Source organism: Microcoleus sp. B9-D4 (assembly GCF_036705105.1).
GTDB lineage: Bacteria > Cyanobacteriota > Cyanobacteriia > Cyanobacteriales > Microcoleaceae > Microcoleus.
In genome coordinates this window covers 18,540-44,546 of sequence record NZ_JAUBTS010000013.1, presented here as the reverse complement: position 1 = coordinate 44,546, position 26,007 = coordinate 18,540, and the positions used below count along the sequence as shown (strand labels likewise).

General features: G+C 46.0%; 14 protein-coding genes. 4 read left to right on the top strand and 10 right to left on the bottom strand.

Annotated features, from left to right (window positions below; translation table 11 throughout):
* Positions 1-146 precede the first annotated feature (146 nt).
* Positions 147-5,663, top strand: coding sequence for an AAA family ATPase (locus QUB24_RS10755; RefSeq protein ID WP_333153168.1), 5,517 nt, complete (start codon positions 147-149; stop codon positions 5,661-5,663).
* Positions 5,664-5,843: 180 nt separating this feature from the next.
* Here the strand turns inward: QUB24_RS10755 and QUB24_RS10750 are convergent, their stop codons facing one another.
* Positions 5,844-7,460 (bottom strand): HAMP domain-containing sensor histidine kinase, encoded by a 1,617-nt coding sequence (locus tag QUB24_RS10750; protein WP_333153167.1) that lies wholly within the window; start codon positions 7,458-7,460, stop codon positions 5,844-5,846.
* A gap of 403 nt (positions 7,461-7,863) precedes the next feature.
* On the opposite strand from QUB24_RS10750, the gene QUB24_RS10745 reads away from it, so the two are divergent.
* The gene (locus QUB24_RS10745; RefSeq protein ID WP_333153166.1) at positions 7,864-9,270 is read left to right on the top strand and encodes a TldD/PmbA family protein; all 1,407 of its coding nucleotides are present in this window, start codon (positions 7,864-7,866) and stop codon (positions 9,268-9,270) included.
* A gap of 305 nt (positions 9,271-9,575) precedes the next feature.
* On the opposite strand, the gene patX is transcribed toward QUB24_RS10745, so the two are convergent.
* Positions 9,576-9,788 carry a heterocyst-inhibiting protein PatX gene (gene patX / locus QUB24_RS10740; protein WP_333153165.1) on the bottom strand — a complete coding sequence of 71 codons (213 nt, stop codon included), beginning with the start codon at positions 9,786-9,788 and terminating at the stop codon, positions 9,576-9,578.
* A gap of 854 nt (positions 9,789-10,642) precedes the next feature.
* Positions 10,643-11,368: a dephospho-CoA kinase gene (gene coaE, locus QUB24_RS10735; protein ID WP_333153164.1), complete on the bottom strand. Its 726-nt coding sequence runs from the start codon at positions 11,366-11,368 to the stop codon at positions 10,643-10,645.
* Between the two features lie 207 nt (positions 11,369-11,575).
* Between coaE and QUB24_RS10730 the strand changes: the two genes are divergently transcribed.
* Positions 11,576-16,723 carry a CHAT domain-containing protein gene (locus QUB24_RS10730; protein ID WP_333153163.1) on the top strand — a complete coding sequence of 1,716 codons (5,148 nt, stop codon included), beginning with the start codon at positions 11,576-11,578 and terminating at the stop codon, positions 16,721-16,723.
* Between the two features lie 92 nt (positions 16,724-16,815).
* On the opposite strand, the gene QUB24_RS10725 is transcribed toward QUB24_RS10730, so the two are convergent.
* The 7 genes from QUB24_RS10725 to cobA all read right to left on the bottom strand — a co-directional run bounded on the left by QUB24_RS10725 (position 16,816) and on the right by cobA (position 22,543).
* The gene (locus tag QUB24_RS10725; protein ID WP_333153162.1) at positions 16,816-17,448 is read right to left on the bottom strand and encodes a restriction endonuclease subunit R; all 633 of its coding nucleotides are present in this window, start codon (positions 17,446-17,448) and stop codon (positions 16,816-16,818) included.
* Positions 17,449-17,652: 204 nt separating this feature from the next.
* A complete protein-coding gene (locus tag QUB24_RS10720; RefSeq protein ID WP_333153161.1) occupies positions 17,653-18,231 on the bottom strand; it encodes a Uma2 family endonuclease in 579 nt (192 codons plus the stop codon).
* Positions 18,232-18,270: 39 nt separating this feature from the next.
* A complete protein-coding gene (locus QUB24_RS10715) occupies positions 18,271-18,849 on the bottom strand; it encodes a Uma2 family endonuclease (RefSeq protein ID WP_333153160.1) in 579 nt (192 codons plus the stop codon).
* 87 nt (positions 18,850-18,936) lie between these two features.
* On the bottom strand, positions 18,937-20,127 hold the full coding sequence (locus tag QUB24_RS10710; protein ID WP_333153159.1) for a tetratricopeptide repeat-containing serine protease family protein: 1,191 nt from the start codon (positions 20,125-20,127) through the stop codon (positions 18,937-18,939).
* Positions 20,128-20,353: 226 nt separating this feature from the next.
* Positions 20,354-20,716: a type II toxin-antitoxin system death-on-curing family toxin gene (locus QUB24_RS10705; protein WP_333153158.1), complete on the bottom strand. Its 363-nt coding sequence runs from the start codon at positions 20,714-20,716 to the stop codon at positions 20,354-20,356.
* 16 nt (positions 20,717-20,732) lie between these two features.
* Complete coding sequence (locus tag QUB24_RS10700) at positions 20,733-20,924, bottom strand: DUF2281 domain-containing protein (RefSeq protein ID WP_333153157.1); 192 nt, start codon at positions 20,922-20,924, stop codon at positions 20,733-20,735.
* 32 nt (positions 20,925-20,956) lie between these two features.
* A complete protein-coding gene (gene cobA, locus QUB24_RS10695) occupies positions 20,957-22,543 on the bottom strand; it encodes a uroporphyrinogen-III C-methyltransferase (RefSeq protein ID WP_333153156.1) in 1,587 nt (528 codons plus the stop codon).
* Between the two features lie 190 nt (positions 22,544-22,733).
* Between cobA and QUB24_RS10690 the strand changes: the two genes are divergently transcribed.
* Positions 22,734-25,952 carry a glycosyltransferase gene (locus tag QUB24_RS10690; RefSeq protein WP_333153155.1) on the top strand — a complete coding sequence of 1,073 codons (3,219 nt, stop codon included), beginning with the start codon at positions 22,734-22,736 and terminating at the stop codon, positions 25,950-25,952.
* The last annotated feature ends 55 nt before the right edge of the window (positions 25,953-26,007 follow it).

The window sequence follows — 26,007 nt, the reverse complement described above, 5'->3', positions numbered from 1 at the left end:
ACCGAATTCGGTTAACTGTTAACGGTTAGCTGTTCGCGGGCTGCGAAATTTGTTATATTTTTAAGTATTAATACGAAGCTAGAATGTGATTTGCACTAGATTATAATAGTAAAACAAAATATTTTAACAGCAAAATAATTATTGTTATGATAGAACTAACTGGCTATCAAATTCTCGCTCGAATTTATTCAGGCACTCGCACCCTAGTTTATCGCGGAACGCGCCTCTCGGACCAAAAACCGGTCGCCATCAAAGTCTTGCGAAACGAGTATCCCAGCTTCAGCGAACTCTTGCATTTTCGCAATCAATACACGATCGCCAAAAACCTAAATTTGCCCGGAATTATCCAAACCTACAGCTTGGAACCCTACCGCAACGGCTATGCGCTGATTGTGGAAGACTTCGGGGGAATTTCTCTGAAGGAATGGACGGGGAAAGGAAAAACCGTGCAATCTCTGGTTGATTTTTTCCAAATTGCGATAGATCTAAGCAATACATTAGATATACTTTACCGCCACCGCATCATTCACAAAGACATTAAACCCGCCAACATTCTGATTAATCCTGAGACTAAACAAGTCAAACTGATTGACTTTAGTATTGCATCTTTGCTGCCGCGAGAAACTCAAACACTGATGAGTCCCAACGTAATCGAAGGAACACTCAGCTATATATCTCCCGAACAAACAGGAAGGATGAATCGCGGCCTTGACTACCGCACAGATTTTTATTCATTAGGTGTAACTTTTTACGAATTGCTGACAGGAAAATTGCCATTTCAATCCACCGATCCGATGGAATTGATCCACTGTCATATTGCCCAGCACCCGCCATCTGTACGTGAAATTAATCCCGAAATACCCCTTGTCCTCTCGGAAATTGTCAGCAAATTGATGGCAAAAAATGCCGAATCTCGCTATCAGAGTGCATTAGGGCTGAAAGCGGATTTAAAAAAATGTTGGCAACAACTCAATGAGACAGGTAAAATTGAGAGTTTTGCCATTGGGCGGCGGGATTTTTGCGATCGCTTTATCATACCCGAAAAACTCTACGGCAGAGCAACCGAAGTCGCTGCATTATTAGCAGCATTCGATCGAGTAGCCAACCCCTCTAAATCTCGTTCCCCAGAAGAGGCTGGGAACCAGAGAAACGAGGGAAAAGAAGACTCACCCCTTACTAACGGCGGCTGGGCGGCCTCGAACTTATCCCGCAGGGAAATGATGCTAGTTGCCGGATTTTCCGGCATTGGGAAAACCGCTGTAGTCAACGAAATTCACAAACCCATAGTTCGGCAACGCGGTTATTTTATCAAAGGCAAATACGACCAATTTCAACGCAACATTCCCTTTAGTGCTTTTGTGCAAGCCTTCCGAGATTTAATGGATCAATTACTCTCAGAAAGCGACGCTCAGCTAGAACGATGGCAAAGGAAAATTATCAAGGCTCTTGGCGAAAACGGTCAAGTTATTGTAGAAGTAATTCCTGAATTGGAACGAATTATTGGCAAACAACAGCCTGTCTCGGAACTTTCGGGAAGTGCCGCCGAAAACCGTTTCAATTTACTATTTCAAAAATTTATCTCGGTTTTTGCTACAAAAGAACATCCCTTAGTGATTTTTTTGGATGATTTGCAATGGTCAGATTCAGCATCCCTGAAGCTTTTGCAAGTGTTGATGAGTGAAAAAGATAGTCAGAATTTGCTGGTAATTGGGGCATATCGAGATAACGAAGTATCTCCGGCTCATCCATTTATGTTGGCAGTAGCAGAGATGGAAAAATCCCAAGTAACGGTAAATACTATTACCTTAGAACCTCTGAGTCAAGTCGATATTAACGATTTGATAGCAGATACGCTCTCGTGCGAGATCCTTCTTGCTCAGCCATTAACCGAGTTAGTTTATCAAAAAACCAAAGGCAATCCATTTTTTGCCACGCAATTTCTCAGGGCGCTACAGGAAGATGGGCTGATTGCGTTTAACTCCACCCCCTTTTTCCAGGGGGGAGAGAGGCGGGTAACAGGGGGGTGGCAGTGCGATATCGCCAAAGTCAAAGCCCTCACTATTACCGATGATGTAGTGGAGTTTATGGCGGTGCAATTGCAGAAGTTACCGCCAGAAACTCAGGATGTGCTGAAGTTGGCTGCGTGCATTGGAGCGCAGTTTGATTTGAATACATTGGCGGTAGTCAGCGAGAAGTCGCCGGAAGAAACTGCTGCCGATTTATGGAAATCATTGCAAGAAGGATTCATCTTACCAACTAGTGAAATTTATAAGTTTTATATAGGGAAAGAAGAGGGGAAAAGCACCCCCAACTTGCCCAATACCGCCGCTCAATTACCTCACTACAAATTTCTCCACGATCGGGTTCAGCAAGCTGCTTATTCATTAATTCCTGATGACCAAAAGCAAGCCACCCATCTCAAAATAGGACAGTTACTTCTTCCGAATTTCTCTGAGGTTGAAAGAGGAGAAGAAGTGTTCGATATTATTAATCATTTTATTATTGGCTCGGAGCTAATAACGCAGCAAGAAGAACGAACCAAGCTCGCTAAAATCAGCCTCTTTGCAGGGCAGAGAGCCAAACTCTCAACGGCTTATGAATCGGCGATAAAATATCTTGCTTTCGGTTTAAGTTTCCTACCTGGTAATAAATGGGAGTCTGCCTATAGATTAACATTTACGATGTATTTAGAAAGCCTTGAGGCTGAATTTTTGGCAGGTAATTTTGAGCAAGCTGAAAATTTGATACAAATCGCATTTAGTTATGCCAATTCGAGTCTCGATCGAGCAAAAATTATTGCTATTCAGCTAACTCATTATCAAAATAAGGCTCTGTATCAAAAGGCGATTCAGGTAGGAATTGAAGGCCTGGAACTGTTAGGCTTAGAACTGGCGATTATGCCAAATGAAGCAGAGTTAGAAGGGATGGCTCTGGAAGTTAAAAAAACCTTAAATCAGCGCGCAGTTGCAGGACTAATCGACGCACCGCTCATTGTCGATGAAGAACGCCAAATGCTGATCAAACTGCTAATGAACATGGTACCGCCCACTTACCTAACTAATCAGGAGTTGTTAGTGTTGGTTGTTTTACACATGACCAATCTCTGTTTGCAATACGGGAATACAAATGTGGCGGGTTTTGTTTATGTTTGGTATGGAACAATTCTCTGCCAACGCTTTCAAGACTATGAATTGGGCTATGAGTTTGGACTTTTAGGGTTGAAGGTGAATGAAAAATTTCATAACACCACCCTGAATGGCAAAATTTATATGTCGTTCGGTAACTTTATCAACCATTGGCGCAAGCACGTCAGTTCCAATCTTGTTCTGCAACAAGCTGCTTATCAGGGGGCAATGGAGGTAGGCGATTTTTCTTGGTGTCATCACAGTGCTCTGTTCAGTTTCTGGCAGCAGGCGATCGTCTCAAGCGATATTCACAGTTTGCTGGCTCGACATGAAAAGTACATCAGCTTTGCGGAACGAACGGAGATTACGACAGCCTTTGCCCTAATTCTTCAGTGCAAGCTCCTAGAGAATTTGCAAGGGCTAACGATAGGGAAGTATAGCCTTAGCTCTGAAACATTTGATGAAGAGTCGGCGCTAGCAACATTCAATGAAATTGGCTATGGCTATGGCAGTAGCACTTACTATTTCGCTAAAGCATTTTTGTTTTTTACCTATGGTGAGTATGCTAAGGCTTATGAAATGTTAGTAGCCGGCGCCGAGTTTTCTAATACACTTTATGGACAATTTCAACGTGTTCTGCATTGTTTTTATCAGTCTTTGACTGTCTTGCAAATTTATGGGGAAGCACCGGAAAAACAACCCAAAGATTATCAAGAAGTTGTTCAGAATAATCGGCAACAACTTCAAATATGGGCACACAACTGTCCTGAAAACTGTCTGTCCAAATTTCTGCTTTTAGAGGCGGAGATGGCTCGTGTTGCTGAAGAAAAATGGCCGGCTGCTGAGTTGTACGATCGCGCCATTCAACTCGCTAAAGAAAACCAATTCCTCAACGAAGAAGCCCTCGCCCACGAACTCGCCGCTAAATTCTACCTCGGCTGGGGCAAAGAAAAAGTCGCTGCAGGCTATATGCAGGAAGCTTACTATTGTTACGCTCGCTGGGGAGCAAAAGCCAAAACCGATGACCTAGAAAAACGTTATCCCGATCTGCTGCGCCCCATCTTACAACAGTGCGTCCAACCCTTCACTATTTTAGAAACCCTATCCACCCTCACCAATCCCACCTACTCAATTCCTTCGATCACCCATCACACTGCCTCAAGCACCTCCATTAACCAGGCTCTAGATTTTTCGACCCTGCTGCAAATTTCCCAAGTCATCTCCAGCACGATCGACCTGGATGAGTTGCTGCAAATTCTGAGCCAAACCATGCTACAAAACTCTGGAGCCGATCGCTGTGTACTGATGCTGTGCCAAGATCAACAATGGCAAGTGCGGGCGATAGCTACGTGGGAAAACATTAGCCTGCAAACGGAACCCCTAGAGAACAATCCCACCGTTCCCGTTAAATTAATCCAGTATGTCAAAAACACCCTAGCAGCAGTTGCCATCGATCACCTCAAAACTGATCTGCCTGTGATTGACGATTATTTAGAGCACCACCAACCAGAGAGTTTGCTGGGTTTGCCAATTCTAAATCAGGGGAATTTGGTCGGCATTTTGTATCTAGAAAATCGGATAACCAGTGGAGTGTTTAGTCGCGATCGCCTCCTAGTGCTGAATTTTCTCTCTAGTCAAGCGGCGATCGCTCTGGAAAATGCCCGCCTCTATCACCAAGTGCAGCAGACTTTGAATGAACTTCAGCAAACTCAGATGCACATGATCCAAAGTGAAAAGATGTCAGCATTAGGTAATCTAGTGGCTGGGGTTGCCCATGAAATCAACAATCCCGTTGGTTTCATTGCCGGGAACATTAATGAAGCTCATGCTGGAGTCCAAGACTTAATTGATTATGTGCACCTCTATCAAGAAAAGTTTCCGCCATCGGAAGCAGAATTGATTGAGAAAGCAGAGGCAATAGATTTAGATTATCTAGTAGAAGATTTACCCAAAATGCTGAGTTCCATGAAAATAGGATGCGAGCGCATCAAAAACATCAGCACCTCCCTCCGCACCTTCTCTCGCGCCGATACGGCCCATAAAGTTGAGGCTAATATTCACGAAGGCCTCAATAGCACTTTGATGATTTTACGCCATCGCCTGAAAGCGAACGACAAGCATCCGGAAATTGAAATCATTAAAGACTACGGCAATATTCCCAAAGTAAAATGTTATTTGGGACAATTAAACCAGGTATTTATGAATTTGTTAGCAAATGCGATCGATGCCTTAGAAGACTCGAATCAAGGACGGAGTTTTGCCGATATTCAAGCCCATCCGAATCACATCACTATTCGGACAAAAGTAGAAAGTGAAAAAGTAAAAATTTCCATCGCCGATAACGGAAAAGGAATGTCAGAAGAGGTGAAAAATCGGATCTTCGACCATCTATTTACCACTAAAGATGTGGGCAAAGGAACGGGGTTAGGACTGGCGATCGCGCGTCAAATTGTAGAAGAAAAACACGGCGGCAAACTGAGTTGTTTTTCTACACCGGGAGAAGGAACGGAGTTTGTCATTGAGATTTTAATTGATTGAAGGTTAGTTGTCCGTTGTCCGTTGTCCATTGTCCGTTGTCCGTTGTCCGTTGTTGACCGATATTATTAATCTCTCTCTTCTCTTCCTCTGCGTTCTCTGCGTCCTCTGCGGTTAAATTATTCCGATGCAACCGCAATTGATATGACAACCAACAACTGACAACCAACAACTGACAACTGACTATTGCAACGGCAAAAATACCGTCATCACCTCGCCCTTTTGGGGTCGCTGGCGAATTACCAACTTCCCGCCAGCAGCCCGAAATAAATTCTTAGTCACGCTCAAATTTAAACTCAAACTTCCCGTCTCCGGCTGCACCATCAACAAAGGCCCGATCGATCGCAAAGGAGCATTCGCCTTAGCTGCAAAAGTCGATGCGACATTACCTTCAGGTAAGTGTTCCGATTCCAACTGCAACTTTAACTGATCGCCCGCCAATGTCACCTCCACCTGAATGCGACTCCCGGAAGGCAAAGTTCGAGTAAAATTCTCAATCAAATTAGTTAAAACCTGATCCAGCATCGTCGGATCGCTGACTACCGCCGGCAACTTTTTCGGCACAATAACTTCCAAAGTGTGGTTTCGCACAGCAGCCTGTTTTTGCCAGCGGGGAATGCTATTTTGTAACACTTCACCGAGGGACATTGCTGTTAGCTGCACGCCAGAATTTTTAGCTTGCGACATTTCCAATTCCACGGCGCGGAAAATTAAACCGAAGCGATCGATCTGAGCGGTACACTCAGCATCAATCGTTTCCAAACGCTTGACCACTACCGCATCGAGTTTGGGACGTTTCAGCAGCAGCCGAGTCAGCGTGCGGATAGTAGCCAAAGGAGTGCGGACTTCGTGGGCGATCGCCTGTAGCAATTCCACCTCTTTAGTAGCCAGAGGAATTGGAGATTTGCAGTTGATATCTGTAGGCGATAACTTTTGATGTCTATGGTTCAAACCATCATCACTTCTTTCATCTTTTATCCTGCCTGCTTCATCTTTCCCAACCGGCAAATTATGCAACAGCAAGCGGCTGAACTGCATGACTGTTTGATAATTCGGCTCCACAGGCAAAAACTGCTGGAACAGCGCGTCTAATTTAGTAGAATTATTAGTTAATTTGCTAACTGGTAAATTGAAGCTACCGTCAGAATTGGCAAGCAAACATTCGCTTTCAGTCACCCTGCGCCGCAAAACCTCCCAAGCTTTGGCGACTACTTGCGGATCGAAAGAAAATAGAAAAGCCGGAATTCCCGCAGAATTTTCACCCAAAACCATCACCAGGCTAAAACTAGCAGTTAAAACCAAACAAAACTGCTCGTTCGCTAGGGGATCGCCACTTGCCAAAGCCAAAGCCGGGGCCGCTGCCGGCACCGAGGTTTGCACATCAGCCGCCGGCATTAAAGCTAAAGTTTGTCTAGCCCGAAAAGACCACAAAGCTGCATCGTTGTCGGGAATACTGGTAAAAATCCAATTGGCAAAGCCGTTGGCCAAAGCGGGGTGAGTCAAAACCGAAGACGGGCCCGACAACACCAATCCCTGACAGGAATTGGGGATTGTCGATCGACAATTTGCTCGATCGGCATCTGTTTTCTGTCCTGCTTTTTGCCGATCGAGCATTTGATTCAAAGCTGCGATCGCCCCGTACCATTCCTGTTCAGCTTTCAGCCGAGAAGCCCCACGGCTTGCAGGACACCGATGGCGGTTGTTTTCTCCCGCCAACTTAGCATCAAAGAGACTGATGTCATTTTCTTGGCCTTCGGAGGCTAAAATTTCGCTTATTGTCGGTAAAAAGTAAGTATTCACAGTTATAAACCCACCTTCGGAGGCATGAAGGGTGAAGTATTTATGTATAGGAAAGTTCAGGAGTTAGGAGTCAGTCGATTTTAGATTTTAGATTTTAGATTTTAGATTTACCCCACAGATGCAATCTGGGAGATTGAACTTTGGTCTAAAATTTTTATCTTTCCACGACAGGAGTACGTGGCACGGTATCCGTTTTTGGGCTGGGTCAAGCACCAGCACGATCGAAAAATCCCGCATAATTTCTTGCGCCTTCCTCCTAACTCACAGGATATCCACATTTGTCAACTAACGATATTGGCAGAACCGTACCAATAAGTCGCAATCTCCGCGCTTGGGGCGATATTTTGGACGATCGCCCTGACAAAAGTGCAAAATGAAGTAAGTTAAACACCGCGCTTTCCTTATGCCCACCTCGATCGCCGACTCGAAAAATCTGCTGTCAGACTTAATGGCACGCTACCGCAACCAAGTCGATTATCTGGCAATTCGACTGGAAGAAGCCGAAGGCACCGACATCCTGCTGCGGGGCGAAAAAATTGAAACCCTCAGCGAAGGAGTCTCAATTGGCGGCCAAGTCAGGGCTTGTCACAAAGGCGGCTGGGGCTTTGCCAGTTTTAACCGACTTTCCACCCTCGCCGAAAGAATCGAAGAAGCCATCGCCGCGGCAAAACTGATCGGCGAAGAAGAAACGATTCTGGCACCTGTCACCCCAGTACAAGACATTTGCTTGCTGCCGCTGACAGGAACAGACCCCCGTCTGGTTCCCCTAATTGACAAAAAGCAATTGTGCGATCGCTACGCGGCCATTCTCCGCAGCATTGACCCGCGCATCGCCACAATCTCCGTGCGCTACGGCGACAGCACGCAGCGGATCATCCTCGCCACCTCCGAAGGCACCATGCTCGAACAAGGTTGGGCAGACATGGAAATGCGCTTTGCCGCCACAGCCCGCAGCGGGGAAACCGTACAAACCGGCCGCGAAACCACCGGTTCCCGCAAAGCTTACGAAGACTTAACCGATCTCGATATTCAAGTTCGCAGCGCCGCCCAGAGAGCCGTAGATTCCCTAGCCTTACCCCCCGTCCAAGGCAACACCTACACCGTCGTCATCGACCCAATTTTGACCGGATTATTCGTCCACGAAGCCTTCGGACACCTTTCCGAAGCCGACATGGCCTACGAAAATCCCGACATTTTGGAAATTATGACCCTCGGCCGCCAGTTCGGCCCAGAAAACTTGCAAATTTTCGACGGTGCATCGCCAGAAGGACACCGGGGCAGCTATTTCTACGACGACGAAGGCACTCCCGCGACTACTACTCAGTTAATTAAAGACGGCGCTTTAGTCGGGCGATTGCACTCGCGGGAAACGGCGGGCAAATTGGGAGAAACGCCTACTGGCAATGCTCGCTGTTTGAATTATCATTATCCGCCGATCGTCCGCATGACGAATACTTGGATCGAACGCGGTGACACGCCAGTTGCTGACTTATTTTCTGGTATCAAAGAAGGAGTTTATGCGCGCAATTGGCAAGGCGGCATGACTAACGGCGAAATGTTTACTTTCAGTGCCGGCGAAGCTTGGATGATCCGCGACGGAAAACTCGACAATCCGGTGCGGGATGTTACTCTTTCGGGTAATGTTTTCAGCACTTTAGCTGATATTGAGGCGATCGGCGACGATTTCTACTGGGATGAATCCGGCGGCTGCGGCAAGGCAGGACAAAGCGGTTTGCCCGTCGGCTGCGGCGGCCCGAGTTTGCGGATTCGCGATGTCGTTGTTGGTGGCGAAGCTGCAGAAGAAGATTAAAGCTGCAAAAGTTGAAAAAAAAAAGGTAAAGCGTAAGATTCCTACTCGCGCTTTACCTTTCTTTTTTTTTTGAGTGCAACATTTCCCGCCCGTTGGTGGTGTCTGATATCTTGAGGACGCTTGGCCAAAAAATCGGAATAGCGAACAATTATGCTTTGAGTCGTCAAATACGGCTGAAAAATCGGTTTTTTTGCTACGCAGTACGTAAGTCCGCAATTAATGGCTCGAAATATTCAATTTTTCTCTTCTTATCTCAATTTTCTCTTCTCCCATTCTCCCCCTAATTCCCTGCAATTATCGCTTTTTTAGGCTTTATCTTTCCTCCCATCCCCTGGTCGTGGCGGCGTATCTTGGTCGTTATCGTACAAGCTTTGAGTCTCAGCTCGATTGGTTAAAATTTCTGGAGCAGAGTTGTCTTGAGCAAAAAAGGTCGATCGAGTTTCTAAGCTTTGAGCATTAACTGCGCCAGCACTCAGTAACAGGCTTGACATCAGGATGGAAGAGTAAACGCGCATCATAAATTTTGGTGTTTGTATTTTCCCCTTCTTAATACGCAGTCTGTACTCTGCTATCAGGATAAAAAAAATAATTGTGGTGAAATCATCAATTAGTAAGTGACGGCACCTGCAATTTTTTTGAATTTTGGTTAAAAGCGGGTTAAATCCATCATCTAGCTCGCCTGTTAGCTTGTAAGCTCGAGTTTCCTGCTGCTTGCTCGCAAGCAGCAGAATTCAACCGCTGGAATTTTCTTGAAACACTCTTCATATCATGTCCGATGATTGACCATAATATCCCGGCCGGGCGGGTTTTTGAGATTGTCAATTATTGGCAGATATTATTGGTGAACCCGCCCCTACCTGATTTCGGGTAATCGACCGGACATGATATCAAACAAGGAAACTACAACCGCAAATTGTAATTTTTCCTACTTTTATGATTAACTTCATAATTTATTGATGTGAAGCCGCAACCCAAGGATTAAAGACAAAACAGGAGAATACCCAGGCGCGCCATCAGCACCCTACATATAAATATCTTGGTGAATGAGATTGCTTAAGGCGGGCAACACCTAATTTTTCACATTAACTTCATAAGTGGTTGCTATTGTATTTTTAAATGAATTGTGAACCTTTTATCTTTTATTTTATTCTCTTTTCTTCTATTACAGCGGTTCTCAGGAAAGTAACGTACTATTATCGCGGAGTCAATCTCAAATCTCAAAGCGACTGACCGAAAGCATCGAGGATACAAGCCCCCGGATTGATCCGTCCAGAAATAAAAAACCTGTATCCGATAGACAAGCCCCCGAAGTTATCCGTGGCGTTAATGCTTCAATTCTAAAATCTAAAATCTAAAATCTAAAATCTAAAATCTAAAATCGACTGACTTGCACATCTACCTGCCGGAATAGCGAGTCGAGGGTTGACGAGTTGTCCAAAATAACATCAGCTTGTTGACACTTTTGAGCTAGTGGCAACTGGGCGTTAATGCGGGCATTAGCTCGATCGTAACTTAAGCCATCTCGCTGCATTAGTCGTTCTAACTGCACTTCGGGTGAACAGTACACTACCCAAATTTCGGTACACAAGTCAGTCATGTTAGCTTCAAACAGCAGCGGCACTACCAAAACCAAAGTCAACGTGTCAGCCTTGGCACAGAAACCGGATTTTTTTTCAACAATACTCGGTTCTAGCTTTTGGTGAAAAAAGCCGATTTCTTGAGTCTTTGTACCTAAATCCTGTGTGTCTTGGGATACCAAACTCGATGCAGCAATGCAGCTTTGAGTTTCCTCAAGTAATCGGCGCCGCACGTAAGGGTGAATCTGTTGTTCCAACCACTGCCGCTCGGCTGCGTTACAAAAAATAATATTTCCCAACTCGGGCCGATTTAAATTGCCGTCCGGGAGCACAATACCCGCGCCGTATCGTTTTACAATAGAGTCAAGTATTGGCGAACAGGGGTTCACAGCTTCGCGGGCGAAAATATCGGCATCTAAAATCGGAAATCCACAGACATCTGCCAGATAATTAGATATAGCGGTTTTACCAGTGGCGATGCCCCCAGTTAAACCAATCAGACGGATAATTCGATCGCTCATAATTTTCAGGCGTTTAAACGGAACTGTGTTTCGACACTTACTGTCAGTCTTTGCTATGTTGGTGACACAATCAAATTTAGACTTAAAATTTAAGATTTGCGATCGAGAGTTCGCGTTAGGAAGTGTCAGCATTGGGGTGCGATCGACTCTTTTTTACCTAAAATCTCAATTTTAAACTCGAATTAAGGTCTAGACCGAGGCAAACTTATGAATGCTCAACGTGCTGTGCGGTCGATTCTGGCAGCAATTCCCCTTGCTGGATTTTTGATAGTAGATTTTTTACCCAACCTGGTTTTCCTCAAAGAAAACAGCAGCGGATGGGTACTCGTGGCAATTTATCCCCAATCTCAAATTGCTGCGGCACAATCCATTACTCCAGCCCCAGACGGCACCGGAACCAATGTCACCGCCCCAGGTACAGCGTCGCCCCCTCGCTACGACATTCAAGGCGGCACTACATCCAGAGACGGAGCAAATTTGTTCCACAGTTTTACTCGGTTTGGCCTGAATTCTGGCGAAACTGCCAATTTCATCTCCAACCCAAGCGTTAAAAATATCCTCGGCCGGGTTGTCGGCGGGGATGCTTCCTTAATTAACGGTTTAATTCAAGTTAGTGGCGGCAATTCTAATTTGTTGCTGATGAATCCCGCAGGGATTATTTTTGGAAGGAATGCCCGACTCGATGTGTCCGGGTCTTTTTTTGCTACCACCGCTAGCGGTATCGGTTTTGACAACGGCTGGTTCAACGGTACTGGGGCGAACGACTACGCCGCCCTAGTCGGAACGCCGAATGCTTTTGTTTTTGGCCCACAGCCCGGAAGTATTGTCAATGCCGGTAACTTGGCTGTCGGAACCGGGCAAAATTTGACTTTGCTGGGCGGTACGGTGATCAGTACGGGGCCACTTTCATCCGCAGGCGGGCAAATTACTGTGGTGGCGGTTCGAGACAAAAATCTGGTGCGCTTGAGTCAAAACGGACTTTTGCTGAGTTTAGAAGTTTCTCCGGCAGCCGGAATGTCGGGTTCCGAAGGTGTTCCCTTCTCTCCCCAGAGTTTACCTCGGCTGCTTTCGGGCCCCGGCGTGGCTAACGCTACGGGTATAACTACGAACGCTCAAGGTGAAGTCGTGCTCACAGGGGGCCAAACAGTGCCTGCAGGTGCTGGAACTGCCCTGGTAGCGGGTTCTGCGGACGTGTCTGCCAGGGGGGGCGTCGGAGGCAGCGTCAACGTGTTGGGCGACAAGGTAGGGCTGTTGGGAGCGAAGATTGAGGCTTCGGGGCCGGACGGTGGCGGAACGGTGCGGATCGGGGGAGATTACCGAGGCGAGGGAACTGTGCCGAATGCCAGGATGACTTACGTGGATGGCAAAAGTTCGATCGCCGCCAACGCAACTGAATCAGGCAACGGCGGCAGAGTCTTTGTCTGGGCTGACAACACAACAGCATTTTTGGGCAGCATCAGCGCAAATGGCGTTTCTGCAACAACCACCGCAGGTGTTGGGGGGTTTGTGGAAGTTTCGGGCAAGCAAAGATTGATTTTTAACGGTACTGTTGATACCTCTGGGACAAACGGTTTGGGGACTTTGCTGTTAGATCCAGAAAATATTTTAATTACAGATTCCCCAGAAGGTGCGGGCGATGCGGCAATAATTGCCAACAATAATATTTTGGCAACAGGAACGGTAGCAGGACAGGAAAACAATTCTGAGCCTTCGCTGACAATTTCGGCTAAAGCTTTGGAAAGTATGTCGGCGACTGCAAATGTGGTTCTCGAAGCGCTCAATGATATTACAATTGCTGATTTGGCGGACAATCAGTTGAGCTTTCAAGCAACTACTGGTTCGGTAACATTGAGAGCAGATGCCGATCGCAATGGTGCGGGTGCTTTTTCGATGAATTCTGGAGATACAATTAGCACGGCGGGCGGTGCGATCGCCCTGGAGGGAAGTCAAATTACTGCGGGCAATTTGTCAAGTAACGGCGGAAATATTAGTTTGATTAGTCCGGGTTCGACTGTTGCCAACAACATTTCTTCATCCAATCCCAGCACCGGCAGCAGCGGGAATATTGCGATCGACGGCCTGAACGTAACGGCCCAAAAACTTGATGCCAGCGGCCCGGAAGCGGCGGGAAATGTAACTGTGACGGCTCGGAATGTTCTGGGAGTGAGATCGATCGCAGCGGGATCGGGAAACATTACTTTGACTGGTAATGAAATTAATTTGACTGGTGCCAAAAATTCACTCAGCGGTACTGGCTTTTTGGTACTGCAACCTTGGAGTCCCGGTCAAAATATTGCGATCGGCGGTTCTGGAGATGTCGGTACTAATATTTATTTGAATCTGACGGCAAGCGACCTCGGAAGTTTGGAAAATGGGTTTGCTGGAATTACGATCGGGCGCAGCAACGGTATCGGTTCAATTCTGATTGCTAACGATTTCACATTTTACGATCCGCTAATTATTCAATCGCCAGCGGGTTTGGGAACAATCACTACCACAAGTTCCTTGACAGGGGCAGACAATGCCTCAATTACTCTCAAAGCTGACGGCAATATCCGTACCGGAAATATCACTACCAACAATCAGGAAATTAGCATCGTCAGCACCGCAGGCAATGTCACAACCGGTCAGCTACTTACTGGAACGGCCCGCACCATCAACACTTCTGTCAATCCTTCCGAAGATATAGGCACTTCGGCGGGAGATGTTAGTGTTACTGCACAGGGTACGGTGACGGCCGGGGCGATCGACACGAGGGGCGATCGCGCGGGGAATGTGACGCTAACGGGGCGCAATGGAGTCACAGCAGGCGCGATCGAAGCTGGCGGCTCGAAAACACCAGGAAATATTACTTTAACCGGCAGCGATATAGACTTGACGGGTGACAAAAATTCGATCGCCAGCAACGGCAATCTGGTGCTGCAACCGGCCGATCCTAGTCAAAATATTATAATTCAAGGTTCGGGCAGTACAGAAGCTCTGAACTTGACTGCTGCTGAATTGAACACTTTTCGGAATGGGTTTGCTTCGATCGCGATCGGGCGCCCTGACGGTAGCGGTGCGATCACGATTGGTTCTCCAGCGCCCAATTCAACGCCGAATTCCACGCCAGTAGCGGTGACATTTCAAGATCCGACGACGATTCGATCGCCGTCGGGCACCGGCGCGATCGTGGGAACGAGTGCGATCGTCGGCACTGATAACGCCACGATCTCTCTGATGGGCGGTACTGTAGCCGTCGGAGACGTTACCTCGACTGCGGGGATTAACATCACTAGCAGTCAAGGCAAGTTGACTGCTGGTACGGTTTCATCTCGCTCAACTTCCGGGGTGGCGGGCCCTATCAATATTCGCAGCACCGGTGCGGTAGAAACCGGCAACATCGATGCTTTTGGTGCCAGAAGCGGGGGAGATATTTCGATTGCGGCGCCGGGCCGGATCGTTACAGGGGTGATCAACTCGAGTTCGCAATCGGGAAGTGCCGGTTCGAGCCAAATTACCGGCAAGAAAGATGTTGAAGTTGTTTCGATCAAAGCTCGCGGCAATACGGGCGGCGATGTGGCAATCGAGGCTGGGGGAGCGTTTCGGGCTGCGGGAACAGGAACGGCTGCTGAGCGTGTCCAGGTCAGCATTTCTACAGACGGGCTGGCTCGATCGGGTTCACAGACGCTGCTGCAAAGCACTTGCTCGTCGGGAACCTGCACGGCGGCGACTGTTGGGACGGGAAACTTGAAGTCGAACACTGCGACTTCCTCAACTGCGATCGGGCCGCTGGCGATCGTGCCGAGTCCGGCACCAACTACCAGCGTGGAACTGAAAACTACAGCCAATTCTCAACAAATTGTGACTCAGGTGAGTCTCGGCCCCGCAGCGCCGGTGCCAAAGAGCAGTACCACAAATGTCTCGCCAGAACCGACTGCTGCGCCTGTTGAGGCGCGGTCGAACGAGAGTGCTGCCGGCCCGGTACTGCTGTCGCCGTCGGTGTTACAAGACAATTTGGCCGCGCCTGCAGCGACAGAAAACGCCAGCTTGCAGGCAACTGCACAGAAGCCCGCGAGTGCGGTGACAGCAGAAAGTATCGGGAATGTGAGGGTTCCTGAGATTTCTCGATCGAACTCGATCGCGCCGATAAATCCGATCGACGCAGTGCAGCAAAGGGATAGAACTCAGGGCCGGGAATTTGAACGTTACTTTGGGGGCACTGTCACTGAAAAGTCAGTCACGCAGCAAAGTATTCGAGATACTCTCAACAGCGTCAATCAGTTGACTGGGGTTAAACCCGCCATCCTTTACGTGTGGGCGAAAGAAAAACATTTAGAACTTGTGTTGTTATTGCCAGACGGCAAAAATGTTTTTAAAAGCGTGCCTGCAAGCCGCGAGACAGTCCTGCAAGTTGCTAAAAAATTCACTAATGCTATCAGAAGTCCCAGGAGATTGAATGCTGTTGATTACAAGGAACCTGCCGAGGAACTTTACCAGTGGTTAATTGCACCGCTGCAACCGGAATTGGAGGCTAATAAGATTGACACTTTGGTGTTTTCGATGGATGTCGGTTTGCGAACTTTGCCTTTGGCTGCTCTTTACGACGGCAAGCAGTTTTTGGTAGAAAAGTACAGTTTGGGCCTGATTCCGAGTTTGAGTTTAACTGATACTCGCTATGCCGATGTTAAGGGTTCTGAAGTGTTAGCGATGGGTGCGTCGAATTTTCCGGCAAAATACGATCAAAATCCTTTGCCTGCGGTGCCGCTGGAAATATCGACAATTGTGGGCAAGATTTGGCCTGGTTCGTCTTTTCTCAATGAAGCTTTTACTTTGGCAAATTTGAAGCAGAAGCGCAATCAACCGCAATACAAAATTATTCATTTAGCTACTCACGGCGATTTTCAGCCTGGGGGGGCCCAAAATTCTTACATTCAGTTTTGGGATACTAAGTTGCGGTTGGATCAGTTGGATCAGTTGAAGTTATCTAACCCGCAGGTGGAGTTGTTGGTTTTGAGTGCGTGTACTACGGCGGTGGGAGACGAACAAGCTGAGTTGGGGTTTGCGGGGTTGGCGGTGCACGCGGGGGTAAAATCGGCTTTGGCGAGTTTGTGGTATGTCAGCGATGTCGCTACTTTGGGGCTGATGACTGAGTTTTACCAGGAGTTGCGTACAGCGCCGATTAAGGCTGAGGCTTTGCGGCAAGCGCAGTTGGCGATGCTGCGGGGTGAAGTGCGGTTGCAAGATGGTTATTTGGTACGATCGGGCAACAATCAAGCTCTGCCTTTACCGTCGGAGTTGGTCACTAGGGGCGATCGAAATTTCTCGCATCCTTATTATTGGGCAGCTTTTACTATGATCGGTTCGCCGTGGTAATTCTGAAGACAGAAGGAAGAAGGAAGAAGGAAGAAGGAAGATTAATGCCCCATGCCCCATGCCCCATGCCCAATCCCCTGTTTGGCCAATAATTACTGACTAATCACTATTTGACTCAAGCGTTTGAGGATGCGGAGTACATCATGTAAATTATTGGTGCGATTGTTAATTCCAAATAAATCAGATGTGCTATATCGAGGTGATTCTCCTTTCACTAATTTAACAAAGATGAAACTTCCGCCTGTAGCAATCATGCCGTAACTAGGTTTGTCCGGGTTGGGATTTGCCAGCATATAAGCTAAGATTTGCGCCAATCCCGCTTCGATAGAAAATGAAACTCGTTTCGATTCTATTACCATCAGCCACAACTGCTCTTTTAAAACTAAAGTATCAAGGCTGCCTTTGATGATAACGCCTTCATCTTCTTCGTAAATTTCGACGGATTTTTCTGGTTTAATGTAGAAAGGATGCAGATAAAACTCGCCTGCAAATAACAGCGGAGAGACGATCGACAAACTAATGGTTTTTTCCAGCATCGGCGGATACGACCGCATGTTGAAGTAACCCGCTTTAATCTGATCTAGCTGTCGTTTTTGAAAGTCGGTAATTTCTGGTAACTCATCTTGCCATTCTCGGAAAAATTGGTCGTCTGTGACAAGTTGAAGGTCAAAAAGTGTTTTTAATTCTTCTAATGTGACATTTTTAGCTTGAATTGTTTGAACCATAATTCTAGCGCGTTAATTTTATGGGTACTTATAATTTTATCAAATTTCCCGGTAATATGATGTCCCGTCGAGCGATAATAACAAAATTGGTTCGTAGCGAGGACGGAGAGTCCTGACCCAATTCGCTCGGAATTGCATTCCTCACTAGGAAATGGTAACGGTTATTTTATTGAAGATGATATAATAAGTCAAAATTAAATTCTGCTAATTCCAAATTTTTTGCAAATTGAGAACAAATCCCGGCAAAACATTCTCCCCAGAAAGGGTGAGAGGAGATTGTAAAACTTCCACATCTTGATCGGGGCGATAAATTTCAACTTCCCGTTTTTTGCGGTTAATCAGCCAACCCAAACGGCAGCCATTTTCCATATATTCTTGCATTTTTTCCTGAGTCTTTTTTAGGCTGTCCGTTGGGGAGAGAATTTCGACAGCAAAATCGGGACAAAGCGGGATAAATTTTTCTCTTTGTTGAGGTGTCAAAGCTTCCCAGCGGGATTTCTCTACCCAAGACGCATCAGGAGATCGATCGGCTTTATTAGGCAGAGTAAATCCTGTGGAGGAATCAAAGGCTTCACCGAGTTGGGTTTGTTCGTTCCAAAGTCCAATCTGTAAGTTAAATTTTGAGTTGCTTCTTCCCGTTTCTCCTCCGGTTGGCGGCATGGCGATTAATTCTCCGTTGGCGCTGCGTTCTAATTTTAAATCGGGGTTTTCTTCGCACAGTTGATAAAACTGTTCGGAAGTTAGTTTAATTATGGAGTTGAGGTTTAAGGTTATAGCACTCATAGCATTTTTTTGAATTTTTAAAACTATTTATAACTCAAATTAATTCCAAATTTTTTGCAAATTGAGAACAAATCCCGGCAAAACATTTTCCCCAGAAAGGGTGAGAGGAGATTGTAAAACTTCTACATCTTGACCGGGGCGATAAATTTCAACTTCCAGTTTTTTGCGGTTAATCAGCCAACCCAAACGGCAGCCATTTTCCATATATTCTTGCATTTTTTCCTGACTTTTTTTCAAACTGTCGCTGGGCGAGACTAATTCAATGACAAAATCGGGACAAAGCGGGATGAATTTTTCTCTTTGTTCTGGCGTCAAAGCTGACCAGCGATATTTTTCTACCCAAGAAGCATCGGGAGATCGATCGGCTTTGTTGGGAAGGGTAAATCCTGTGGAGGAATCAAACACTTCGCCGAGTTCGGTTTGTTCGTTCCACACATCCAATTGTGTAGTCAATTTGACATTGCGTTTCCCTGTTTCTCCTCCGGTTGGCGGCATGGCGATTAATTCTCCGTTGGCGCTGCGTTCTAATTTTAAATCGGGGTTTTCTTCGCACAGTTGATAAAACTGTTCTGAAGTTAGTTTAATTATGGAGTTGAGGTTTAAGGTTATAGCAGTCATGGTTATTTACCTGCTGTTTTTATGAACTACATTAAGAATTAAAAATGGGATTACTCATTTTTAATTCTTAATTATTAACTTCTCATTCTACTGCAATTGCTTGATTCTGTTGAGCGCGTCTTGATAGGCGCTGGTTCTTCCGCCTTGCTTGTAAAGTTCTGCTGCTTTTTGAAAGTCGGCAATTGCTTTCGGTTGGTCTTGGTTATCCAGGTAAGCTAAAGCTCGGTTGTAGTAAGCGTCGGCAAAACCGGGATTGGCTTCGATCGCCCGCGTGTATGCTTGAATCGCAGTGGAACCGCGAGTGGCACCGAGTTCGGGCAAGCTGGCGGTGATGAGAGTGCGGGCATTACCGATATTAAAAAACAATTCAGGGGTATATTTGGGCTTGAAAGCGAGTGCTCTGTTGAAATCGGCGATTGCCTCCCAAGCATCTCCTTGATCTAACAGCGAAAGTCCTCGAAAATAATAGGCTTGGGCGTCTTGGGGATTGGCGGTGGATACGGGGCCGATCGTTGCGGGAGTATTGTCTACTTTCAACTCGGATTTGTTTATTCCCGCCGCCACTAGCTTGGCGATAAATGTATTGATTGGAACTGCTGCGTTAAATCCAGTTTTAATCGGGGCGACTTCGCCGGAACTGGTTTGAGCAAAACCGAATTCCCCTTGTCCGTGTAAACCGATGACTCGGCCTTCGGAGTCAAAAACTGGGCCGCCACTCATACCACTCCAAGTTACGGCCTGATACCGCAAAGTGTAACCTTCTGGGCGGTTGCGTGGGCGGCTGGTAACGAGTCCGGGAGAGAGTTCGGGTTCTCGTTCGGCGCCGAAAAGTCCCCCGGTAGCGGGATAGCCGTAAACGAAGATTTGAGTGCCGATGACGGCTTGATCGGAATCTGCGATCGTCGCGACTGGATATTCTTCGGGACTTTCAAATTTGACTACGGCTAAATCCGGGTCAGTTTCGGCGGTTTGCAAACGGGTGACGGAGGTTGCTTGATAGTTTTTGCCTTTAGACGTGCGAACGGTGTATTTCACGTCTGCTTTTTCTACGACGTGGTTGACTGTTAAAACTGTGTAAGTTTTGCCTGTTTTGGCAATAATTACCCCAGAACCGTCTCCGAGGGAACTGTTAATTTGTACTGTCAGCGGCCCAGCAATGCTGGCAACTTCTTGGGGAGTTTTGGCGATCGCGGGCTGGCTGATGACTATGGTTAAGGCTGCGGTAGTTCCTGCTAGCAGGGTGGCTAAGGTGTCGTAACGAGAAAAATTTATATTCATGGCTATTGCTAATTAGTAGCTGGGTAGCGGGATTTGGTGGAGGAAGGGCGATCGGCGGTTGGTGCTATTTTCTGTTTAGTTTTATTACTGATTTGACGCAAAGGATCTCGGCTTTGTTCTTTAGTGATAATTTTACTCGCTTTTTTGTTCCGCGATTCGCTATTTCAATGTAGCGTGAGTACGCCGCACCTTACTTAATCTCAACGTAGGCTGCCCAACTTACTTATTAAAACTTAAAAATACCTGACTCGATCTCGGTGGTTAGTTCTTCCTTAGTTATGCTTCCCCGCGCGACTCGCATGACTAAATCATATACTTCATCGTCGGTCAAATTCAGAGCGCAACCATTCAAACGCAAAAAGGTATCTGTCACTGCAAAAGCCGTTCGTTTATTGCCGTCAATAAAGGGATGATTCATCGCTATGTGATAGAGATAGGCGGCAGCTTGTTCGCTAATCGTTGAATGCAAAAATTGACCGCCAAAAGTTGCTTGCGGTTGAGCGAAAGCCGACTCCAACAAGCCTTCATCTCTAACGCCGGGAGTGCCGCCAAACATCTCTATCTGTCTGGCGTGGATACTTAAAACCATACTTTTGCTGACAAAATTAGGAGTTGGCAAGGCGACGGTAAACCTCCTTTCTTTCGTGTTCGGAATTTAGATATGCCTGCCATGCTTTGGCTTCTAGTTTTTGTTGTTCTTCTTGAGTCTTTAAGGAACGGACAAATTCAAGCACTTTCAGCAGCACGGGTTCTGGTACTTGGTCTAGTTCTTGAAGAAGTTGGTCTTTTGCGGTCATGTTTCTTTCCTCCTAATGATCGTACAACTATTTTACAACCTCGCTTGTGCCCATTGGACGATCGCCTCAGTCAATCCGTCTAAGGTATATTCTTTGGCTTCTACGTCTAACTTACCCAATAATTTCTGACAGCTTTTAGAAGTTTCAGGGCCGATGGATGCGATGCAAACGCTTTCTAACCAATCCTGAGACAGGGATAAGTCTGGGCTTTTTTCGAGGAGATTGCAAAAGTTATGCACAGTTTTGGAACTGGCAAAGGTTATGATATTTACGGCTTGATTTTGGAGTGCGGATAGGGCGATCGGATCTATAGTTTCGGGACAGCAAGATTGGTAAGCTGGCACTTCTATTACTTGCGCTCCTTTGGCGGTAAATTCTTTAACTAAAACTTCTCTGCCGCCGCTTTCTACTCTCGGAAATAGGATTTTGCAGTTTGTAGGGGCGGTGCCCCCGTGCCCGCCCTGCCAGGGGAAGTTCTCGACTAGGGAATCGGCGACAAAGTTGGGGGGAATAAAGTCTGGTTGTAGAGAGTGCGATCGCAAACTTTCTGCTGTTTTTTTCCCGACAACTGCGATTTTAATGCCAAACAAGCTGCGGGCGTCTTTGCCTTTGGCTTGTAATCGTTGAAAAAAGCAGTCTACAGCGTTGTGGGAAGTGAGAATTAACCAGTGAAAGCTTGACAATTGTGCGATCGCACTGTCTAATGGTTCCCAAGTGGACGGTGGCCCAATTACCAAGGCGGGCATTTCGATCACGCGGGCTCCTTGTTGCTGGAGTCGATCGCTAAATTCAGCCGACTGAGAAACCGATCGCGTGACTAAAATGGTTTTTCCTGCTAGCGGCAATTTGCTGTTGTTAGCGGTGACTGGTGTATCGATCATATTTGTGCTTTCTGGCTGGATTAAATATTCGCGCAATCTAACTACTTCCCCAATTACGATCACGCAAGGCGATAGAGATTGACCTGCTGTTTGCTGTACAATGTTGGAGAGATTTCCCAGCCAAATTTGCTGTTCTGGGCGGCCGCAATCTCGGATAATGGCGATCGGAGTTTCGGGCGATCGTCCGTGCTTTTGCAATTGCCAAATTATCTCGCTTAAATTTCGCCCTCCCATCAATATTACCAAAGTTTCTATCTGCACTAATGCTTCCCATTCCAAAGCATCCGGTTCATGGGCGCTCATCACTGCAAAACAGCGGCTCATCACCGGATCTGTGAGGGGAATTCCTGCTAGTAAAGGTGCGGCTAATGCGGAGGAGATTCCGGGTATTACTTCAAAGTCGCAGCCCGCTATGATTAATGCTTGAATTTCAGAACTGGAGCGACCAAAAATAAACGGATCGCCGCTTTTTAAGCGGATTACTTGTTTTCCGACTTGGCAATTTTCTACCAGCAAGCGGTTAATTTCTTGCTGCTGGGTGGAAGGTTTGCCGCCGCGTTTACCGACTTCGATTTTTCGACAAGTTGGTGGGATTAATTCGAGTTGCGGGATGTCGATGAGAGCATCGTAAATTAAAACTTCGGCTTGGGATAGCAGTTTGTGCGATCGCACTGTCATCAAGTTACAATCTCCGGGCCCCGCACCGACTAAATAAACTTTCCCTTTGTGGTTTTTCACAATTCCTCCTCGATCGTCTCGATAGTATAGTTTTATGAATATTGCGGTGCTTGGGCGCACCCTACCCTATCCTATAATTTAATCAGACTTTTCAAGCAGCCTGTAGGGGGAGGTTCACCCCTTCTCCTCAACGGTGCAAACAGGTTACATAAACCCGCCCCCACCCAACGAGATGCACCCGTTACTATTTATGCAGATTATCATCATCACGGCCGCCGATGCAAATTACTTTGAATTGGTGCAAGGTACTATTTTATCGGTGCGGGAAAAACCAGAGGGTGAGAATGTGGCGATCGGCTTTTTCGATCTCGGCTGCACTCCCGAACAGTTGCATTGGTTAAAAACACAAGTTAATATCATTCAAAAGCCTGATTGGGACTTTGACTTTCCTGGTAGAAATGAAGCTCCTCACTATCTCAAAGGACTTTTAGCGCGTCCGTTTCTCCGTCGATATTTTCCTAGTTCTGACATCTACCTTTGGATAGATGCCGATGCTTGGGTGCAAGATTGGCAAGCTGTTGAACTGTTAGTTAAAGGCGCGGCTAAACGCGGTTTAGCAGTTGTTGCAGAACTCGACCGGGGTTATTATTTAGCTTACGGCAAACTGCCTTGGTACTGGCAATTTGTTTACCGGGATTATCAGGCAGCTTTTGGCGAAGAAGTAGCCCAACAGTTGCACAGCTATCCAACCATAAATGCAGGTATTTTCGCGCTGCAAAAAGACGCACCTCATTGGGAAATGTGGGCAGAATATCTGGCAGAGGGATTGCAGCGACACGTTTCTTTAATGACCGACCAAATAGCTTTAAATCGGTTAGTTTACGGCACTGAAATGTTTGACAAAACAGAGATGCTCCCGGCTCGGTGCAACTGGAGTTGCAACTTTGGTTTGCCTGTTTGGGACAAGCACCAAGCCTGTTTTGTCGAGCCGTATTTGCCACAAGAAAAAATCGGTATCCTGCACCTGACTGGATACAAACACGACTTAGTAAAATTAGCAACGACGGACAGAAATCAAATAGAAATTAGTCTCCGCTACCAACCGATAAACAAGCAAAACTATCCTAATTTAACACCAGAACAAATGACATTACTGCCGTTATTGGAAATCACAAACAATACTTGGCTGCCCGCCGGAGATTACGTCTCGCCCGGATTGAAAGTTATTCTCCCCGATGCGTACTTCCCCAACATGATTGTTGGGGATACTCAGACTTGTTCGTGGCCTTATTTGCGCCGGGAAATCAAGCACAATTGGTATGTCGATCGCCGTGCTAACTCAGTCGGATTTCTCAGCCGCGACGAAGCACATATTCTTTACAATACGGCTCTGCAATTCAAAGGTAAAAAAGCATTAGAAATAGGTTGCTGGCTGGGTTGGTCTGCCTGTCACTTAGCACTCGCCGGAGTTGAATTAGATGTTGTCGATCCGCTGTTAGAAAGAGAAGACATCAGACAAAGCGTCATCGATTCAATTCAAGGTGCTCTAAATGCGTCGGGCGTTCAAACATCAGTCGAGCTAATACCAGGCTATAGCCCCCAACGAGTAGAAGAATATTCCGCTCAATTCAACCGCAAATGGTCGTTAATTTTTATTGACGGAGAACACGGAGGTGATGGGCCGTTAAATGATGCCATTGCGTGTGAAAAATTGGCTGAGGAAGATGCAATAATTTTATTTCACGATTTAACCGCTCCCGATGTTGCTAAAGGTTTAGACTACTTGAAAGAAAGGGGATGGAATACTGTAATTTATCAAACAATGCAAATTATGGGTGCTGCTTGGCGGGGCAAAGTCGAGCCAGTAAAACATCAACCCGATCCCAAGATTTCCTGGCAGTTGCCAGCACATTTGCACGGGTACAAGATTAGCAGTTTAGAGACAACTAATTCTCAAACAGCCAGCCAAACTAATCAAAACCAACAGTCATTTTATACAAGAGATTTTTACCAATTAATCGGAGAAGGAACTCGCACTTCTGCTAGAGAAATTATTCCCCTGCTGTTAGACTTGCTGCAACCCATTTTACCTAAAAGTGTGGTGGATGTGGGCTGCGGTACGGGAAGCTGGTTAGCTGCGTTTCACAAGTTGGGAATTTCTGATTGTTTGGGAATAGATGGCGATTATGTCGATCGCACTATTTTACAAATTCCTTTAAATCAGTTCCAATCCGCCGATTTAAAGCAACCGCTGCAAATAAACAGAAAGTTTGACTTAGCAATTTCTCTGGAAGTTGCCGAACATTTACCGGCTACCTGTGCCGAAAACTTTGTTAATTCTCTCACTCAACTAGCACCAGTGATTCTGTTTTCTGCTGCGATACCATTTCAAGGAGGCGTCGAACACGTTAACGAACAGTGGCCACAATATTGGGTTTATTACTTTCAGCAAAACGGCTATGCAGTTATTGACTGCTTGAGAAAAAAAATATGGAACAATGAAAAAGTCGAGCCTTGGTACGCTCAGAATATCTTGATTTTTGTTAAACAAGAGCACTTGTCGGGATATCCGAGGTTAGTAAATGAGTATCAAAATACCGATCTGAATCAATTAGCGATCGTCCATCCCAAGATTTATTTTTATAGCTTGCAAGCTGCTCGAAATTCCGCCCAAAAATTACAGTCAGAAAACGTCAAAAAAGTTGCAGCACCCCAGTTGGAATATCGGCCTTTAATATCTGTGATTATTCCCTGTTACAATCAAGCTCATTTTTTGTCGCAAGCAGTAACTAGCGTTATCAATCAAACTTACAAAAATTGGGAAATAATCATTGTTAATGATGGCAGCTTAGATACTACTAGCACAGCAGCCAAAAATTTGATAGCAACAAATCCCCAGCATCAAATTAGGCTAATAGAACAAGCTAATCAAGGGATATCAATGGCTAGAAATACTGGCATAGCGTCAGCAAACGGCCAATACATAATGCCCTTAGATGGCGATGATATTTTATCTCCAAATGCCTTGATGTGTCTTTTAGAAATATGTCTAAAATCCAAAGTACCTTGCATAGCATTTGGTTCTTATCAACTTTTTGGCGGCAATGAAAATCACACAATACCCAGTTATGATTTATATTCACCCAAAAATATCAAACAATCTAATATGATTTGCACGTCTTCATTGTATCACAAGTCAGTTTGGAATTTGGTCAACGGTTATAAAGCAGAGATGAAAGAAGGTTATGAGGATTGGGAATTTTGGGTTAATTGTCACAAACATAGCATTCCTTTTTTGGGAACGAGAGAAATAGTTCTTAATTATCGTCGCGTTCATGGTTCGAGGAATGAAAAAGCTCAAAGTTACCATCATAAATTGGTAGCACAAATTGTTTCTTACAATCCAGAAATATACGATATTGAAAGTGTAAATAGTGCTAACAAACTATTGGAATCAATCGAAAATTAATCTTTTTAAGAATGACTAAAGTCTTTACTACGAACAATTTTCCGAAAGTGTGTAG